We start from the raw sequence: 16534 nt of genomic DNA, 5'->3' as shown, positions 1-16534 counted from the left end.
TTGCGTTACTAATCAACCAATTATAGCCAATTTATGAAGAGAACTTTACTATTATTATGCTTCTTTGGAAGCTTTTTTTATGCCCGGAGTCAGTCTTATTTTGGGTTTCGGGACGACAATTACGCCGGAATTCAGGGAGTATTATTTAATCCGTCGGCAATTGTAGATTCTAAATACAGAGCCGATGTTACCATTGGTTCTGCCAGTGCAACGGCACAAAATGATTTGTACGGAGTTAATTTTGCCGAAATATTTGACGGCGGTTATGATCTCGATACAGATGCCAAAAAGAAGTTTAAATCGAATAATAGAGGGAATTTTAATGTGGATATTTTAGGCCCTTCTTTTATGATGAATATTAATGAGCAGCACAGTATTGGCATTTTTACGCGTGTGCGAAGCATAACCAATTTGGTTGATGTAAACGGACAGCTTGTTGATGAGGTCAATAAAGATATTGATGTTTCAAACAGTTTTTTAATATCGGGAGGAAATCCTAACGGTGTCTACAATTCGTGGGCAGAAGTTGGAGCCAGTTACGGAACGATTTTATTAGATCATGATGTGCATTTTCTGAAAGCGGGGATTACCGTAAAATATTTAATGGCAGGAGTAAACGGTTATATCAACGGAAATAATTTGAGCGTTGCTTTTAATAAAAATGATGCAGATCCAGCTTTGAGTTCCTATAACTCAACAGGAACTTTGAAAACAGCCGCAAGCTACGATTATGAAAACGGAAAAGATCCTGAATTTGATTTGGCTTCGGCTGGTGTCGGTCTTGATTTAGGCTTTACTTATGAATATCGAACCAATTGCCATACTTGTATAGGAAACAGATATAAGCTTAAAGCTGCTGTAGCTGTAACGGATATTGGTAAACTTAATTATAAAAATCTTACTGAAAATACTTATGATCTAACCGGAAATGTTACTCAGGAAGACATTGACAGTGCAGACGATGTTTTTAAGTTTTTTGATACTTATTATACCAAAATCTCATCCAGAAAAGGGGTAAAAGCAAATTTACCAACGGCATTACACACCAACTTCGACTGGAATATTGACAACAAGTTTTATTTGAATTTAAGCAGTGATTTTAGTTTAGTCGATGCAAAAAAAATCAACGGAACTGCGATTGCAAATTCGGTTACATTTACTCCCCGATACGAAACGAGACAATTCAGTTTTTATGTTCCCATAACTTATATGGAATACAGCGGAACGCAAATTGGAACTGGTTTTAGAGCGGGCCCGTTATTTATTGGTTCTGGATCTTTGATTTCGAATTTGTTTTCAAACAATTCTAAAGCAGCGAATGTATACGTTGGTTTGAAACTGCCAATTTATCAAAATTACAATTAAAGGTTCTGAGATGCTGAGGTTCTAAGGATTTAAAATGAAAAAGAGATTGTTTTACATATGTAAAACAATCTCTTTTTTGGTTTTGAAGCTTTATTTAAGCTTTGAATAAGAAACTAAAAATCTTAGCATCTTAGAACCTTAGCACCTCAGAACCTTAAAAATATATTAAAAGTATTAACTGTTTAACCGTTTGTTATAGCAGAAACGTATAAACGAGTTAGATACCAAAAAATACTCGTGTGTATTCAAAACATTTATATAGATTAGAGTACATGTATACACCGTTTTTTAATACTATGTGGCTTAACTTTTCCATAATGTTTAAAATTTAAGTTTAACAAATTACTCTTATGATGGTTCGTATTGTGATGATTCTTCTTCTTCTTCTGAAGTATCATGCGAAGATTCGCTTGGTTTCGAAACCAGATTGGTTACAATAAGCTGAACGATTGAGCCCAAAATTCCTTTAAACATCGAATCGCCTTTACCTACAATAAATCTTTTAGCCAGATATCCAATTCCGATGCTGATGGCAGATTGTGCCAGGTGGCTTTTAAAACCAACCGTTTCGTTGATTTCCTCGACCGTATTTCGAATGAGATTAATAGGTTTTAAATTCTCTTTAATATCCTCTATATGGTCTTTAACAGCGTTCCATTCTGTATCCTGACGATCTTCTAATAGTTTTATTCTCTGATTTAATTCATCAATAGTGTAAATAGGCTCCATAATAGTCTTTTTAAGTTATTAATAGTTTTAAATCAGTTTTATTTTTCTTTTAAAATGCTCGAAATAATCGAGTTACCAATTGGGGTTTTTATCAGCTTGTGATGCGATTTGTGCAGTACAATGGCAATAATTAAATAGAAAAGCGCCATGATAAAAAAACCGAAATAATATTCCCCAAGTTCTTTCCCAATCCATAAACTTAAACCAACATTAAGGAACAAGGTAAAAAATGCAACAACAACGCCAACTGCGATCTTTGATGCTAATGATGAGACACCATCGGCTACTGAACATACTGTTTTGAGTTTTAATAATTCTAAACTCGTTTTGGTATAATTTTCAGCTTTTTCATATAGATTAAAATCCTCGTTTGTTGTTGCATTTGGTTCCATGTTGTTGGTATTTATGGTTTGAAAAAATCACTTTGTATTAGTAGTTCGATTTTACAGTTTTAGCTTCATCTTTAACTGTATTGAAATCATCTTTTACCTGGTTGAATTTTGCTTTTCCTTCCTCGATGATGTCTTTACCGTTTGAAGTGATTGTGCTTACAATACCATCAAATTTAGTTTTGATATTATCTCCGTAATCTTTCGATTTATCTTTGATTTTTTTTCTAGTGTTTGAACCTTTGTCCGGAGCAAATAATACTCCTAATAATGCTCCTGCTGCTGCAGCTCCTACGATTCCTAAAATTGTGCTAGATGCTTTCATAATATTGATTTTTAATAGATTAATATATTTATTTAATGTTGATTAATTTTAAATCTCTCGGCCTTTGATAAGTCTCAGTAAAATGGCGATAATGGCGATTACTAATAAAATATGGATGATACTTCCGAAACTGTATACAAAGAACCCAAGAGCCCACAGAATAACAAGTATTACTGCTACGGTATATAATAAATTTGACATGGTTGTTTATTTTAATGGGTTAGTAATTATTTTTTAATTTAACTTATACGAAAGGTATAAAGTCAAATTGCTGTTTTTTGCGTCTGGAAACGTATACGTTGTTCCGGCAACAGTTCTTTCTTTTCCAACAGTTGTAAGACCATAATTGTAACGTAATCCGATGCTTATAGGGTTAAAATCTACTCCAACACCTGCGGCAATACCTGCATCAAATTTGTTTAAGTCATCTGTATCAATGTCTTCATTAAAATCAAAATCTCCGCTTCCTGTAACTTTAGAACTTACCAGATATGATGCATATCCACCGGCATGTACATTAAAGTTTTTAGTAATGTTTACTCTTACTAAAAGAGGAACTTCAATATAGTTTAATTTGAATTTAGCATTTCCTGATGCAAAAGCATTGTCGTATTCAAATTCAGAACCCTTTGTTGTAAATAAAATCTCTGGTTGAATTGCTACAAAATCTGAAATTGGTAATGTGGCATAAACACCGGCATTAAAACCGTATAGAACATTTTCATCATTAGGTTCGTTCTCACCATCAGATATTAAATTCGACATGTTGAATCCTCCTTTTACACCAAACTCTGTGTTTACATTATTGTCCTGAGCGTGCAGCATTCCAAATGAAGCTGAGATAAAAAGGGTTAAGGCGCATAAAAAATTGTTTTGCATTTTCATAATAAAATAATTTAGTTAGTAATCCGGGCTTTTAAATAATTCTCTTTTAATTTTTTTCATTACTGATTCTTTCGGTTTCCCTTAAGAGATCAAATTGTTCAGGCAAATACTTTAATACTAATTTTAAAATTATTTTATCGTTAGTTTCTTTCGAAACGGTTTCTAATAACTTAATTTGCTGTTCCAGGCATTCTTTCATAGAATTTAAATAAACTCTGTTGAAATCCTTTGGATTTGCGGTAATCAACTCATAAGTATCTCTTCTGTGTGTTGCATTTATTTCAGAAATTATAATGAGCTTTTTATTCGCTAATTCTGTTATTTCCTGCAGCAGTCGATTTTGATGTCCTTCGATATTTTTACCTAAAATCACTATTGAATTGTCTGAACTTTTTTGTTGTGCAATTTGACTTTTCGAAATAATTGTTTTTCCAAGATTTGCCGTTTCAATAAAAAAAAAGGCTATTGTTTCTTCCTCCTCGTTTTTTGTAAAAGCTTCATTTTTTTTTAATGTATTTTCTATCGAATTATTTTTTTTGCATGATGAAACACAAATTATAATCAATAAAATTAGTACCTTAAAAAAAGCAGCTTTTAGTACTTGGATTTTTTTCATTATTACTTCTTAAAGTATTACATTACAAAGATGCTAACGAATACAACGTTTTGCTTTACAGCATAAAAAAGAAACGTTATATAATTCCCATAAAGAATTTATATAACGTTTAAAATGTAGTGTTTTAGGGAGCTGACGAATTTAGTCAGGAAGAAATATGGTAAAAACAGAACCTATATTAGGTTCACTGTCGGCCATAATAAAACCTTTATGGTTCTCTACGATTTTCTTACAAATCGCTAAACCAATTCCGGTTCCGGGATAATCTGTTTTTGAATGTAAACGCTGAAACAAAATAAAGATTGTTTCCTTAAACTGAGGATCAAATCCCATTCCGTTATCCGTAAAAGTTATTTTGTGGAATTTTTTAATATTTTGATCTAATTTCGGATAATCTTCAGCATTGACTTTCGTACTTTCAATAGTTATAGAAGGTATAACATTTGGTTTGCTGTATTTTAAAGAATTTCCAATCAGGTTGATAAAAAGCTGTTCTATTTGATATGGAATCACGGCAAGCTTAGGAAGTTTATTCGAAACGATAACCGCGCTTTTTTCATCAATAATTTCGGTTAATTCAGATTCCGCATTTTCAAGCAATTCTTCTAAGTTTGTTTTTATAAATTCTTTCTTAGTCGTATTGGTTCTCGAAAATAAAAGCAAGTCATCAATCAATACACGCATTCTTTTTGCCGAAACTTCAATTTTATCAATATAATCTCTGGCACTTTGTGACATAACCGCTTTATCAGCATCAGAAACCCTCGAAATAAAAGTCTGGATTTTTCGCAATGGTTCCTGTAAATCGTGACTAGCAACGTGGTTGAAAGATGCAAGTTCCTTATTACTTTTTTCCAATTCTTTATTACGTTCCTGTAATTCAATGTTTAGCAAATGCTCATCGGTAATATCAAAATTAATTCCCAGTAAAATTTTACTTCCCTGCTGGTCCGTCAATAATTTCCCGGTAGATTTAAAATATCTCACTTCGTGGCTCGGAAGCAGTACTTTATAATACACAAACGGAAGCTGTCTGTTTTTTATAATTCCTTCAATAGAATTCGAAACATTTTCTTTGTCATCAGGATGTACAAAATCTAAAAAAGTTTCTTTTACAGGCACAAATGAACCCGGATCATATCCCAATAAACGATATTGATTATCAGAATAATCAATTTTATTAGAATCTAAATCCCATTGCCAGGTACTAAATTTCCCGATAGTTTCAGATTCTGAAATTAATCCGTTTGAAATTAAAAGTCTTTTATTGAAAATTTTTAAACGCTGAAAATCCTTGCTGATTTGTCTAAAAGCCAAAAGGATAAAAAATAAAGCCGTTAAAAAAAGAGAAATAGAGAAGAGCGGACTTAAAGAAATTTCGTCATCATAAATTTTAAGTCTGTTTTTTAAATACGTTTTTTCGATGTCGTTCATTTCGTCCACTTTAAAACGAATGTTTTCCATCAGAATTCGTCCCCCAAACATATGATTGTCGAGTCGTCGTTTATCATATGTTTTGGGATCGCTGTATTTTAAACAATTTTCGAAAGAAACAAAACGCTGAATAATGAGTTTAAATAACCTTCGAAGATTTGCCTGCTGAACGGGATTATCTGCAGTTAATTTTTTTAAAGTAATGAATGAAGTGTTTACCTTGTCTCGCGAATAAATATAAGGCGTTAAAAAACGGGCATTGCGGGTAATAATATAACCTCTTTGTCCGGTTTCGGCGTCCTTAATTGCTGACATTAATCTTTCTAACTGAATGTTTATTTCGTAAGTATGCATAACCAGTTTACTTGATTCGTTCAAGTCCTGATTATGTTTATAAGCAATAGAAGAAAGAAATAACAGAATGAAAACTGCGATTACAAAAATAACTCTCAAAGAGTTTGAAGAATTAAAATTTGGTATCCATTTCATTGGTATACTTTTATTTTAGTCGCAGCAAGAAATTATCACGATTTAACCCAGAGGTATGATAGTGCCAGTTTACGGTCACGACTTCATTAATTATTTTTTTCAGCGTATTAAAATCGCTTGGTTTTTTGATATAAATATTGGCACCCTGAATAAAAGTGTCTTCTATATCTTCTTCAGAAGATGAAGTAGAATAGATTGCAATAATTATATTTTTAAGATGCTCTGTTTTTTTAATTTCAATCAAACACTCTTTACCAGTTTTCTTTGGCATATTTAAATCCAGAAATAAAATATCCGGCAGTTTGTTATCCTGGTCCATTAAATGCTCCATTAACTGCATTCCATCATGAACAAATTCTACGTTTGTTTGTATCTTGATTTCTTCAAAAGCATCCTTAAAAAAAAGACGATCATCCTCGTCATCATCCGCCAGTAAAATATTTAATGCGTTTTTTTGCATTTTAGTGTGGTATTTGGTTTTTTATTTTAAATTTTCTCTTCGTTTCTTAATTATTCTTTGAAATGCCGACGGTGTAATTCCGGTCGTATTTTTAAACTGCGTGCTTAAATGCGCAACGCTGGAGTAATTTAACAAAAAAGCAATTTCTGTCAAACTCATTTCATTAATAATAATTAATTGTTTTGCTCTTTCTATTTTTTGTAAAATGATGAAGTTTTCGATAGACGAATATGTAACTTCTGAAAAAACATTAGATAAATAACCATAACTATGGTTGAGTTTTTCTGCTAAAAATACAGAACTTTTATAATTGTTACTGTCTTCCATAAAGACCAGTTCAATTATGGCATCTTTTATTTTCTGTACTAAAACACTTTTCTGATTTTCGACGACTTCAAAACCATGCGGAGTTAAATTATTTTTTAAAGTTTCGAGTGCATCAGCATCAAGATTGTCATCAATCTCAATCTCGCCAAATCCTAAACTGGTAAAATTTATATTTTGTTGTTCCAGGTTTTGTTTCAGATAAAGTGAACAGATGGTATTTATGTCGAACTTTATAAATAGCTTCATTTTTGTAAAAAATTTGGTTAAAGATAAATAAATTATTTGGGGTTACCGCGTTTAATGTTTTTTAAAAATCGATAAACAGTAATAATAATCGCTAAAAGTTTCAAAAAAATACCGCCTAATACATTTAATTACTAGACGGTATTTCCTGATTGAGCCAGAAGGTTTACAAATCTGACAAAATTTGATGAAATTCTTCCTTAGTTTTACCTAATTTTTGCTGAAGTTTTCCATACAATTCATCTTCTTTTCCTTCAGCATAAATTAAATCATCATCTGTCAACTCAGCATATTTTTGCTTTAGTTTTCCTTTTAACTCATTCCAATTTCCTTTTATTTCTGTAGTATTCATGATCGTGTTTGTTTTTATTATTACAATGTAAAGTTGCAGTTTCTCAATAAAATTTGTGTTACAGGAATTTCGATGATCGTTGCATAATTCACATTTTGCCTTTATTTACGCCTGATAACGACGTAAAACCCAAGCCATTTTTTCGTGTTCCTGCAGCAGTCCCGTAACAAAATCTGCAGATCCGGCATCTTTTGTTTCATTTTCAAAAACCGGAATATAACCTCTAAATTCGGTAACCAATTGTTCGTGGTTTTCCAGAAGTTCCTCAAGCATATGTTTTTGCGAAGTATATTCTTTTGGAGATTCTTTAAGAGTCGAATTTTCGATAAATTCCTTCATCGTGCCAATTGTTTTTTCGCCAAGCTGACTAATTCTTTCAGCAACTTCATCAATCTGCGCTTCTAAAATGCGGTATTGATCCTCAAACAATTTGTGCAATTCCATAAAACTATTTCCTGAAATGTTCCAATGAAATTTTCTCGTTTTAACGTAAAGTGTCATTTCGTTTGATAAAATCGTAGCTAATATAGTAGAACTCTTTTTTAAGTTTGAAGCAGATATTCCGATATGTGGAGTCATAATTGTTGTTTTTTTGGGTTCAGTTCAAAAATAAAAAGGAAGAGCTTGGCGCATCTTACATAATTAGTAAAAGATGTTACATGAATTCAATGTTTTCATAACATATTAATGATTCCAAAATTGTAGTTTTGCCGCCAACTAAAACTAAAACCCCTGATTAATGAAAAAACAGTTATTCATTTTATTTATTTTTATTACTTCCGTATCAGCCAATGCACAATCTTATTTAGGTTATTTTCAAGATAATTACGCGGGTGTACAAAGCGTTCTTTTTAACCCGGCTTCTATAGCCGATTCCCGTTTTAAAACAGATATTAATATATTTTCTGTTAGCGGATCTTTACAAAATGATTTGTACGGCGTTAAAATTTTCGATACTTATAAAAAAGGTTACGATTTTGACAGTGAGTCTAAAATGTTTCCAAAAAATGCCAATAATGCATTAGTAAATGTTGATATTATGGGACCGTCATTCATGTTCAATATTGCCCCAAAACATACAATTGCAGTGTTTACAAGAGCAAGATCAATTACGAATGCTAAGAAAATCAACGGATACTTGGTAGATCAGGTAAAAGATGGTTTAGATGAAGCGAGCGATTTTAATTTCAATTTAGGAAGTCCAAACGGATCTTCACATGCTTGGGGAGAATTAGGAATCTCATATGCGGCGGTTTTATACCAAAACAATCAGCACTTTTTAAAAGGAGGTTTAACTGCTAAATATTTACAAGGCGGAGCAAATGCTTATGTTCAGGGAAAAGATGTAAGTGTAAGGTATGTTGAGAACACAGCAAATCCGAAATTGGGAGTATTACAATCAAGTGGAGAAATTACAGTAGGAGGAAGTCAGGATTGGGAAAATAATGAAGATTATGATTTCGACTCTGCTTCACGCGGATTTGGTTTTGATTTTGGATTGGTTTACGAATGGAGACCAGATTACGATCAATACGATTTAAGAAATGCAAGACCTGCAGATAATAATTTCAGAGATTTAAATAAATACAAATTACGTTTCGGATTATCGGTTACAGATATTGGATCTATCAACTACAAAAATTCTAAACTGGATAAGTATAATGTAAATGGTATTGTAACACAGCAAATGATTGATGATGCAGACAATTTATACGATTTCTTAAACGATCATTATACTAAAGTTTCTACTTCAAAAGGAGTTAAAACAAATTTACCAACAGCGATTCATGCTGATGTGGATTGGAATATGTACAATAAATTCTATTTGAATCTTAACGGAGACATTAGTATGGTTTCTGCTGATAAATTAAATTCATACGGAATTGCAGATAGAGTAACCTTAACGCCTCGCTATGAAAGCAGATGGTTTAGTTTTTATGTTCCCGTAACGTATATGGAATACAGCGGTATGCAAGTTGGTACAGGTATACGTACAGGAGTTTTCTTTATAGGTTCTGGTTCTATTTTGAGCAATTTAGTTTCAAAAGAATCAAAAGGAGCAGATTTTCATATTGGGATGAAAATTCCGGTTTACGAAAAACAATTTAAAGATACAGACGGAGACGGAATTATTGATAAAGAAGACGCTTGTAAAAAAGTAGCCGGCCCTAAAGAAAATAATGGATGCCCATGGCCAGATACAGATGGTGACAAAGTTTTTGATAAAGATGATGCTTGTCCGGATATAAAAGGTCCAAAAGAAAATAAAGGATGTCCATGGAAAGATTCTGACGGAGATACTTTATTAGATAATGTAGATGCTTGTCCAGCAGTTGCAGGTCCGGTAGAAAATAAAGGATGCCATTGGCCAGATACAGATGGAGACGGCGTTTTAGATAAAGATGATGCGTGCCCAAATGTTGCCGGATTAGCAGCAAACAAAGGCTGTCCGGATCTTGATGCTGATAAAGACGGCGTTTTAGACAAAGAAGACGATTGTCCGCTTGTAGCTGGACCAGCAGATAATAAAGGTTGTCCTAAAGTAACCAAAGAAACATTAGCGCAATTAAAAGTGGAAGCGAAATCTATTTTCTTCAATACAGGAAAAGCAACTTTAGACAATGCTAAAATGGGAGAAACTTCAGGAAGATTAGACGCGATTAAAGAGATTTTGAAAAACTATCCAAACGCTAAATTTGCGATTAACGGACACACTGATAATGTAGGGAATGCAAAAGCAAACCAGAAATTATCTGAAGCAAGAGCAAAAGCCGTAATGGATCTTTTAATTGAAAAAGGAGTAAATCCTGCTAATTTAACTTCTAAAGGTTATGGAGCTTCAAAACCTGTAAAAACAAATAAAACCGCATTAGGAAGAGCCGAAAACAGAAGAACAGAAATTGTTTACTTAGGTAATTTATAATTGCTATTGAATATAAAACCAAAAAGCCATTCTTAATTGAGTGGCTTTTTTTATTTTTGCATACTTTCTAAAAAGAATAAAATCTTTGAAAAAGAACTAAAAAAACAATATGACTACACAACAACTACACGAACAAATTCTTCAAAAAAAATCATTTTTATGCGTAGGCTTAGATCCTGATCTGGCTAAAATTCCACCGCATTTATTAGAAACAGAAGATCCAATTTTTGAATTTAATAAAGCGATAATCGATGCAACTCACGATTTAACCGTTGGCTACAAACCAAATACCGCTTTCTTTGAAGCATATGGAATAAAAGGATGGATGTCTCTGCAAAAAACAATCAATTACATCAACGAAAATTATCCGGATATTTTTACGATTGCCGATGCTAAACGCGGCGATATTGGAAATACGTCGAGCATGTATGCCAAAGCTTTTTTTGAAGATTTAAATTTTGACAGTGTAACCGTTGCACCTTATATGGGAAAAGATTCTGTTGAGCCTTTTCTGGCTTTCGAAAATAAACATACAATCATGTTAGCTTTAACTTCAAATGAAGGTGCTTTCGATTTTCAGACTTTAAACACAAACGGAACAGAATTATACAAACAAGTTTTAGAAACCTCTAAAACATGGAAAAACAGTCATAACTTAATGTATGTGGTTGGCGCTACAAAAGCGGAATATTTTGCCGATATTAGAAAAATTGTTCCAGACAGCTTTTTATTAGTTCCCGGAATTGGCGCTCAAGGCGGAAGTTTATCTGAAGTATGCAAATACGGAATGAATGATAAAATTGGATTATTAGTAAACTCAGCAAGAGCCATTATCTACGCTTCAAAAGGAACTGACTTTGTTGAAAAGGCTAGGGAAGAAGCTTTATCAGTTCAAAAGGAAATGGCAGAGATTATTGATGCTAGGTTTTAAATAACTTTATAAATAAATTAACCGCAAAGTTCGCTAAGGTTTTAACGCAAGGTTAGCAAAGAAATAAACTTTGCGTTCTTAGCGTAAATCTTTGCGAACTTTGCGGTTAAAAAAGACAATCTAAATAAATGAAACAGTTAACTGATCAAATAGGAACCATTCATTCTTTTGAGACAGCTCCAAAAAGAATTATTTCTTTGGTTCCTTCTCAAACCGAATTATTATATGATTTAGGTTTAGAAGAAAAGATCATCGGGATAACAAAGTTCTGCGTGCATCCGTATCATTTAAAATCTACCAAAAAGATTGTTGGCGGAACCAAGAAAATCCATTTCGAAAAAATAAAGCTATTACAGCCCGATATTATTATTTGTAATAAAGAAGAAAACACAGAAGAAATTGTAAACCAATTGCAGGAAATCTGTCCGGTTTGGGTTACGAACATTGTTTCTATAGAAGATAATTTCCAGATGATTTCAGATTTTGGACAATTATTCAACTGCAGAACCGAATCTCAAAAGTGGAATGATAAATTGACTTTCGCCTTGAGCGATTTCAAAAAATATATTAAGGATATTGAAGTAAAAAAAACGGCTTATTTTATTTGGAAGAATCCTTATATGGTGGCAGGAAAAGATACTTATATAAATGAGTTACTAAAGCTGAATCATTTTAAAAACATCTACGAAGATAAAGGACGTTATCCTGAAATCGAACTTAAAAAAGTCCGTTTAGAAGGCGATCCGGATATCGTTTTTCTTTCCTCAGAACCTTATCCTTTTAAAGAAGAAGATGCTTTCGAGATTGGAAGGTTTACACATCACGCCAAAACCATCTTCGTCGACGGCGAAATGTTCTCCTGGCACGGCAGCCGATTATTAAAGGCTTTCTCTTATTTTAAACTACTACACGAAAGATTGAAGAATTAGTTTTCTTTTGTTTCAAGTTTCAGGTTTCAAGTTTGTTGAAAGCTTAACCGCAAAGAACGCTAAGATTTACGCAAAGTTCGCAAAGTTTTTTACACAAAGCTTTGCGAACTTTGCGTTTTATATAAGTCTGGTAGATAAAAAACCTTGCGTTCTTTGCGGTTAAATATGTTCAAAGTAAAGCAACATGAAACCTGAAACAAAATAAACCAAATTGGCACAAAAAAAGAATGCCGACATCACGAAGACGCCGGCATTATTTAACTAACCAAAACCAAAATAATAAATAACCAGTTTATTACATTACAAAGATCCGACATATATCAATCTTATGCTGTTAAGTTCTTGTTATTACTTTGTTGGAAATAAGTTAATGTCTAAGCTTGAATTTTTAATATATTTTTTTTTGCCACGAATTACACGAATTAAGACGAATTGAATTAGTGAAATTAGCGTAATTCGTGGCAAAAAAACTTAGCGAACTTAGCGTAAATCTTAGTGCTCTTTGCGGTTAAATTATACTCAAAGTAAATCAAGTTAGCACAAAAAAAGAATGCCGGCATCTCGAAGACGCCGGCATCATTTAACTAACCAAAACCAAAATAATAAATAACCAGTTTATTACATTACAAATGTCCGACATATATCAATCTTAAGCTGTTAAGGTTTTGTTATTACTTTGTTGACCATAAGTTAAGATTTGTCAAAACGCGTTTTTGAGCTTTCTGCAACGTTATATAATTTTTGATTATTAAAATATAATAACAATCAATTTTGTTTATGAATATCGTAGGAATTAGTTTGTATATTTGATAAAACATTAAAAATCAGCGATATGGATTCAAACAAAAAATTAACAACTGCTACAGGAACTCCAGTTCCAGACAACCAAAATATTCAAACAGCAGGTCCGCGAGGCCCCGTTTTATTACAAGATTTTTGGTTCTTAGAAAAAATGGCACATTTTGATCGAGAGGTAATCCCGGAACGTCGTATGCATGCGAAAGGATCTGGCGCTTACGGAACTTTTACGGTAACTCACGATATTACAAAATACACAAGAGCCGATTTGTTTTCGGAAATTGGTAAAAAAACAGAAATGTTTGCTCGTTTTTCTACTGTTGCAGGAGAAAGAGGTGCTGCTGATGCCGAAAGAGATATTCGAGGCTTTGCTTTGAAATTTTATACGAATGAAGGAAACTGGGATTTAGTTGGAAACAATACTCCGGTATTCTTTTTTAGAGATCCAATGAAATTTCCTGACTTAAACCACGCCGTAAAACGTGACCCAAAAACCAACCTAAGAAGTGCTGATAACAATTGGGATTTTTGGACATTATTACCGGAAGCTTTACACCAAGTGACAATTGTAATGAGTGATAGAGGAATTCCGAGATCATACAGACAAATGCACGGATTTGGCAGTCATACATTTAGTTTTATTAATAAACAAAATGAGAGACATTATGTGAAATTTCATTTTGTAACGCAGCAAGGAATTGATAACCTTTCTGATGAAGAAGCAGCTAAATTAGTAGGAGGGGACCGAGAAAGCCACCAAAGAGATTTATTTGATGCTATTGAAGAAGGAAACTTCCCAAAATGGAAATTATTCGTTCAAATCATGACCGAAGAACAAGCTGAAAATTACCGTTTTCACCCGTTTGATTTGACAAAAGTTTGGTTGAAAAAAGATTTCCCATTGATTCCTGTTGGAGAATTCGAATTAAACAAAAACCCTGAAAATTATTTTGCAGAAGTAGAGCAGGCTGCATTTAATCCGGCGCATGTTGTTCCGGGAATTAGCTTCTCACCAGATAAAATGCTGCAAGCGCGTTTGTTCTCTTACGGAGATGCACACAGATACCGTTTAGGAGTAAACAACTTCCAAATTCCGGTAAATTCAGCAAGATGCCCATACAATACTTTCCATAGAGACGGAGCAATGCGTATAGACGGAAATAACGGATCTAAAAAACATTATGAGCCAAATAGTTTTGGTGAAATGCAAGAACAGCCAGAATTTAAAGAACCACCATTGAAACTTCATGGTGATGCCTGGGCTCATAATTTTAGAGATGATGATAACGATTATTTCACGCAGCCAGGATTGTTATTCAATTTGTTAACCCCAGAGAAAAAACAATTGTTGTTTAAAAATACAGCAGGACAAGTTGGAGGAGCCCAAAAGTTTATCCAGATTCGTCACATCAGAAACTGCTATAAAGCCGATCCAGCTTACGGAGAAGGTGTTGCAAATGCACTAGGTCTAACAATGGATGAAGTAAATACTTTTGATGATCCAAGATTGTCGATTGTGGTTCGTTAAAAAAGGTTCTGAGTGGCTAAGTTTCTAAGATTCTAAGGTTTCTCTCGGATGCAAAACAATAAACCCGACAGGTTTTAAAACCTGTCGGGTTTGTTATTTAATATGAATATTATTTAAACTGGACTGAAGTCCAGCTCTACAATATAATTTGTTCCTTCGGAACTATAAAAGAGCCTTTGGCTCGATCCATATTGTAGGGCTGGACTTTAGTCCAGTTTTATATATACAAAAGAACCCGATGGAATTTTAAATCCCCTCGGGTTCTTATTTAGGTTCAAAGATTAATAAAATAAATCCGCGAAACCCCATTTTAGCTATTAAATCCGTGGGCAAAAATCTATACACAAAACCTTTGTAAACTGGACTGAAGTCCAGCTCTACAATATAATTTGTTCCTTCGGAACTATAAAAAGAGCCTTCGGCTCGATGCATATTGTAGGGCTGGACTTCAGTCCAGTTTTGTATGTACAAAAGAACCCGATGGGATTTTAAAATCTCATCGGGTTCTTATTTAGATTCAAAGATCAATAAAATAAACCAGCGGAAACCTGTTTATTCAGTTAAATCCGCGGGCAAAACTATAGACAAAAACCTTTGTAAACTGGACTGAAGTCCAGTTCTACAATATAATTTGTTCCCTCAGAACTATAAAAAGAGCCTTCGGCTCGATCCATATTGTAGGGCTGGACTTCAGTCCAGTTTTATATATACAAAAGAACCCGATGGAATTTTAAATCCCCTCGGGTTCTTATTTAGGTTCAAAGATTAATAAAATAAACCAGCGGAAACCTGTTTAATCAGTTAAATCCGCGGGCACACTATAGACAAAAACCTTTGCGTTCTCCAAATATATTTGTAAAACTTCAGCACAAATCTTTTGCGTCCTTTGCGAAAAAACCTTAGCGAACTTTGCGTTAAAAAAGCACTACGAAAAAACAACCGTCTTATTACTGTAAACCATTGTTTTACGTTCAGAATGTAATTTTATAGCTCTAGCCAAAACAATACGCTCTAAATCACGCCCTTTCATAATAAAATCTTCAACTGAATGTATGTGAGAAACTCTGGCAATATCCTGTTCGATAATTGGCCCTTCGTCTAATTCTTCGGTAACATAATGACTTGTTGCGCCAATAATTTTCACCCCGCGTTTAAATGCCGAATGATAAGGTTTTGCACCCGGAAAAGCAGGTAAAAACGAATGGTGAATATTGATGATTCTATTTTCGTAAAGTGAAATTAATTTCGGAGTAATAATCTGCATATAGCGCGCCAAAACAATAAAATTAATCTCATACCTTTTTAAAAGTTCAATTTGCTTCGCTTCGCCTTCTTCTTTATTATCTTTTGTAAAAGGAACACAGTGAAACGGAATATCAAAACGTTCAGCAATAGATCGTAAATCATTATGATTGCTTATAATAACCGGAATTTCAATATTCAATTCACCAGCACTATATCTTCCTAAAATGTCAAATAAACAGTGATCATATTTAGATACAAACAATGCCATTTTGGGTTTCTGCTCCTGATTATACAAATCCCACGACATATTAAAATCGACCGCAAGCGTTTTATTAAATTCGTCTTTTAAGGATTCAATGGTAATTTTCGGATTGGTAAATTCACATTCCAATCGCATAAAAAATACATTTTGCTCCACATCAACATGTTGGTCGATGTAGGTAATATTTCCTTCCACTTTCGCAATAAAAGTAGTTACTGATGCAATGATATTTTTTTGGTCTTTGCAATGAATCAGAATGGTTATTTTTTGCATTTGGTTATTGGTTAATCGGTTAATCGTTGAT

General features: G+C 33.3%; 17 protein-coding genes. 5 read left to right on the top strand and 12 right to left on the bottom strand.

Annotation, left to right across the window (positions count from 1 at the left end):
• Positions 1 to 33 precede the first annotated feature (33 nt).
• Positions 34 to 1365 (top strand): DUF5723 family protein, encoded by a 1332-nt coding sequence (locus B3C18_RS17035; RefSeq protein WP_291149259.1) that lies wholly within the window; start codon positions 34 to 36, stop codon positions 1363 to 1365.
• 348 nt (positions 1366 to 1713) lie between these two features.
• Here the strand turns inward: B3C18_RS17035 and B3C18_RS17030 are convergent, their stop codons facing one another.
• The 11 genes from B3C18_RS17030 to B3C18_RS16980 form a co-directional block, all read right to left on the bottom strand.
• Complete coding sequence (locus B3C18_RS17030) at positions 1714 to 2094, bottom strand: hypothetical protein (RefSeq protein ID WP_291149257.1); 381 nt, start codon at positions 2092 to 2094, stop codon at positions 1714 to 1716.
• A 38-nt stretch (positions 2095 to 2132) separates the two neighbouring features.
• The gene (locus tag B3C18_RS17025) at positions 2133 to 2486 is read right to left on the bottom strand and encodes a hypothetical protein (protein WP_291149254.1); all 354 of its coding nucleotides are present in this window, start codon (positions 2484 to 2486) and stop codon (positions 2133 to 2135) included.
• A gap of 37 nt (positions 2487 to 2523) precedes the next feature.
• Positions 2524 to 2808 (bottom strand): YtxH domain-containing protein, encoded by a 285-nt coding sequence (locus tag B3C18_RS17020; RefSeq protein WP_053474144.1) that lies wholly within the window; start codon positions 2806 to 2808, stop codon positions 2524 to 2526.
• A gap of 48 nt (positions 2809 to 2856) precedes the next feature.
• Positions 2857 to 3009 (bottom strand): lmo0937 family membrane protein, encoded by a 153-nt coding sequence (locus tag B3C18_RS17015; RefSeq protein ID WP_291149249.1) that lies wholly within the window; start codon positions 3007 to 3009, stop codon positions 2857 to 2859.
• A 33-nt stretch (positions 3010 to 3042) separates the two neighbouring features.
• Positions 3043 to 3693 (bottom strand): porin family protein, encoded by a 651-nt coding sequence (locus B3C18_RS17010; protein WP_291149245.1) that lies wholly within the window; start codon positions 3691 to 3693, stop codon positions 3043 to 3045.
• Between the two features lie 46 nt (positions 3694 to 3739).
• On the bottom strand, positions 3740 to 4309 hold the full coding sequence (locus B3C18_RS17005; RefSeq protein WP_291149243.1) for a DUF4142 domain-containing protein: 570 nt from the start codon (positions 4307 to 4309) through the stop codon (positions 3740 to 3742).
• 141 nt (positions 4310 to 4450) lie between these two features.
• The gene (locus B3C18_RS17000) at positions 4451 to 6232 is read right to left on the bottom strand and encodes a sensor histidine kinase (protein ID WP_291149241.1); all 1782 of its coding nucleotides are present in this window, start codon (positions 6230 to 6232) and stop codon (positions 4451 to 4453) included.
• A 10-nt stretch (positions 6233 to 6242) separates the two neighbouring features.
• Positions 6243 to 6692, bottom strand: a complete 450-nt coding sequence (locus tag B3C18_RS16995) for a response regulator (protein WP_053474140.1) — start codon at positions 6690 to 6692, stop codon at positions 6243 to 6245.
• A 21-nt stretch (positions 6693 to 6713) separates the two neighbouring features.
• Positions 6714 to 7265, bottom strand: a complete 552-nt coding sequence (locus B3C18_RS16990; RefSeq protein WP_053474139.1) for a helix-turn-helix domain-containing protein — start codon at positions 7263 to 7265, stop codon at positions 6714 to 6716.
• A gap of 163 nt (positions 7266 to 7428) precedes the next feature.
• Positions 7429 to 7614 carry a CsbD family protein gene (locus tag B3C18_RS16985; protein WP_053474138.1) on the bottom strand — a complete coding sequence of 62 codons (186 nt, stop codon included), beginning with the start codon at positions 7612 to 7614 and terminating at the stop codon, positions 7429 to 7431.
• Between the two features lie 105 nt (positions 7615 to 7719).
• Entirely contained in the window at positions 7720 to 8193 is a 474-nt protein-coding gene (locus tag B3C18_RS16980) for a Dps family protein (protein ID WP_291149236.1), read from the bottom strand.
• A 160-nt stretch (positions 8194 to 8353) separates the two neighbouring features.
• Here B3C18_RS16980 and B3C18_RS16975 point away from each other — a divergent pair, with 160 nt between their 5' ends.
• The 4 genes from B3C18_RS16975 (at position 8354) to B3C18_RS16960 (ending at position 14723) form a co-directional block, all read left to right on the top strand.
• Positions 8354 to 10537: a DUF5723 family protein gene (locus B3C18_RS16975; RefSeq protein ID WP_291149234.1), complete on the top strand. Its 2184-nt coding sequence runs from the start codon at positions 8354 to 8356 to the stop codon at positions 10535 to 10537.
• Positions 10538 to 10646: 109 nt separating this feature from the next.
• Positions 10647 to 11468, top strand: coding sequence for an orotidine-5'-phosphate decarboxylase (pyrF, locus tag B3C18_RS16970; protein ID WP_291149231.1), 822 nt, complete (start codon positions 10647 to 10649; stop codon positions 11466 to 11468).
• A gap of 128 nt (positions 11469 to 11596) precedes the next feature.
• Positions 11597 to 12397, top strand: a complete 801-nt coding sequence (locus B3C18_RS16965) for an ABC transporter substrate-binding protein (protein WP_291149229.1) — start codon at positions 11597 to 11599, stop codon at positions 12395 to 12397.
• An 832-nt stretch (positions 12398 to 13229) separates the two neighbouring features.
• Positions 13230 to 14723, top strand: a complete 1494-nt coding sequence (locus tag B3C18_RS16960; protein WP_291149226.1) for a catalase — start codon at positions 13230 to 13232, stop codon at positions 14721 to 14723.
• A gap of 925 nt (positions 14724 to 15648) precedes the next feature.
• Here B3C18_RS16960 and purU read toward each other — a convergent pair.
• Complete coding sequence (gene purU, locus B3C18_RS16955; RefSeq protein ID WP_291149224.1) at positions 15649 to 16503, bottom strand: formyltetrahydrofolate deformylase; 855 nt, start codon at positions 16501 to 16503, stop codon at positions 15649 to 15651.
• Positions 16504 to 16534 lie beyond the last annotated feature (31 nt).

It is taken from the genome of Flavobacterium sp. UBA7680 (assembly GCF_002482975.1).
In the GTDB taxonomy this organism is placed as follows: domain Bacteria; phylum Bacteroidota; class Bacteroidia; order Flavobacteriales; family Flavobacteriaceae; genus Flavobacterium.
The sequence above is the reverse complement of the archived record's forward strand: the minus strand, read 5'-3'. Positions and strand labels throughout refer to the sequence as shown.

Coding starts and splice junctions, on each gene's coding strand:
- B3C18_RS17035 (WP_291149259.1), top strand. CDS start 34: ATGAAGAGAACTTTACTATTATTATGCTTCTTTGGAAGCTTTTTTTAT.
- B3C18_RS17030 (WP_291149257.1), bottom strand. CDS start 2,094: ATGGAGCCTATTTACACTATTGATGAATTAAATCAGAGAATAAAACTA.
- B3C18_RS17025 (WP_291149254.1), bottom strand. CDS start 2,486: ATGGAACCAAATGCAACAACAAACGAGGATTTTAATCTATATGAAAAA.
- B3C18_RS17020 (WP_053474144.1), bottom strand. CDS start 2,808: ATGAAAGCATCTAGCACAATTTTAGGAATCGTAGGAGCTGCAGCAGCA.
- B3C18_RS17015 (WP_291149249.1), bottom strand. CDS start 3,009: ATGTCAAATTTATTATATACCGTAGCAGTAATACTTGTTATTCTGTGG.
- B3C18_RS17010 (WP_291149245.1), bottom strand. CDS start 3,693: ATGAAAATGCAAAACAATTTTTTATGCGCCTTAACCCTTTTTATCTCA.
- B3C18_RS17005 (WP_291149243.1), bottom strand. CDS start 4,309: ATGAAAAAAATCCAAGTACTAAAAGCTGCTTTTTTTAAGGTACTAATT.
- B3C18_RS17000 (WP_291149241.1), bottom strand. CDS start 6,232: ATGAAATGGATACCAAATTTTAATTCTTCAAACTCTTTGAGAGTTATT.
- B3C18_RS16995 (WP_053474140.1), bottom strand. CDS start 6,692: ATGCAAAAAAACGCATTAAATATTTTACTGGCGGATGATGACGAGGAT.
- B3C18_RS16990 (WP_053474139.1), bottom strand. CDS start 7,265: ATGAAGCTATTTATAAAGTTCGACATAAATACCATCTGTTCACTTTAT.
- B3C18_RS16985 (WP_053474138.1), bottom strand. CDS start 7,614: ATGAATACTACAGAAATAAAAGGAAATTGGAATGAGTTAAAAGGAAAA.
- B3C18_RS16980 (WP_291149236.1), bottom strand. CDS start 8,193: ATGACTCCACATATCGGAATATCTGCTTCAAACTTAAAAAAGAGTTCT.
- B3C18_RS16975 (WP_291149234.1), top strand. CDS start 8,354: ATGAAAAAACAGTTATTCATTTTATTTATTTTTATTACTTCCGTATCA.
- pyrF (WP_291149231.1), top strand. CDS start 10,647: ATGACTACACAACAACTACACGAACAAATTCTTCAAAAAAAATCATTT.
- B3C18_RS16965 (WP_291149229.1), top strand. CDS start 11,597: ATGAAACAGTTAACTGATCAAATAGGAACCATTCATTCTTTTGAGACA.
- B3C18_RS16960 (WP_291149226.1), top strand. CDS start 13,230: ATGGATTCAAACAAAAAATTAACAACTGCTACAGGAACTCCAGTTCCA.
- purU (WP_291149224.1), bottom strand. CDS start 16,503: ATGCAAAAAATAACCATTCTGATTCATTGCAAAGACCAAAAAAATATC.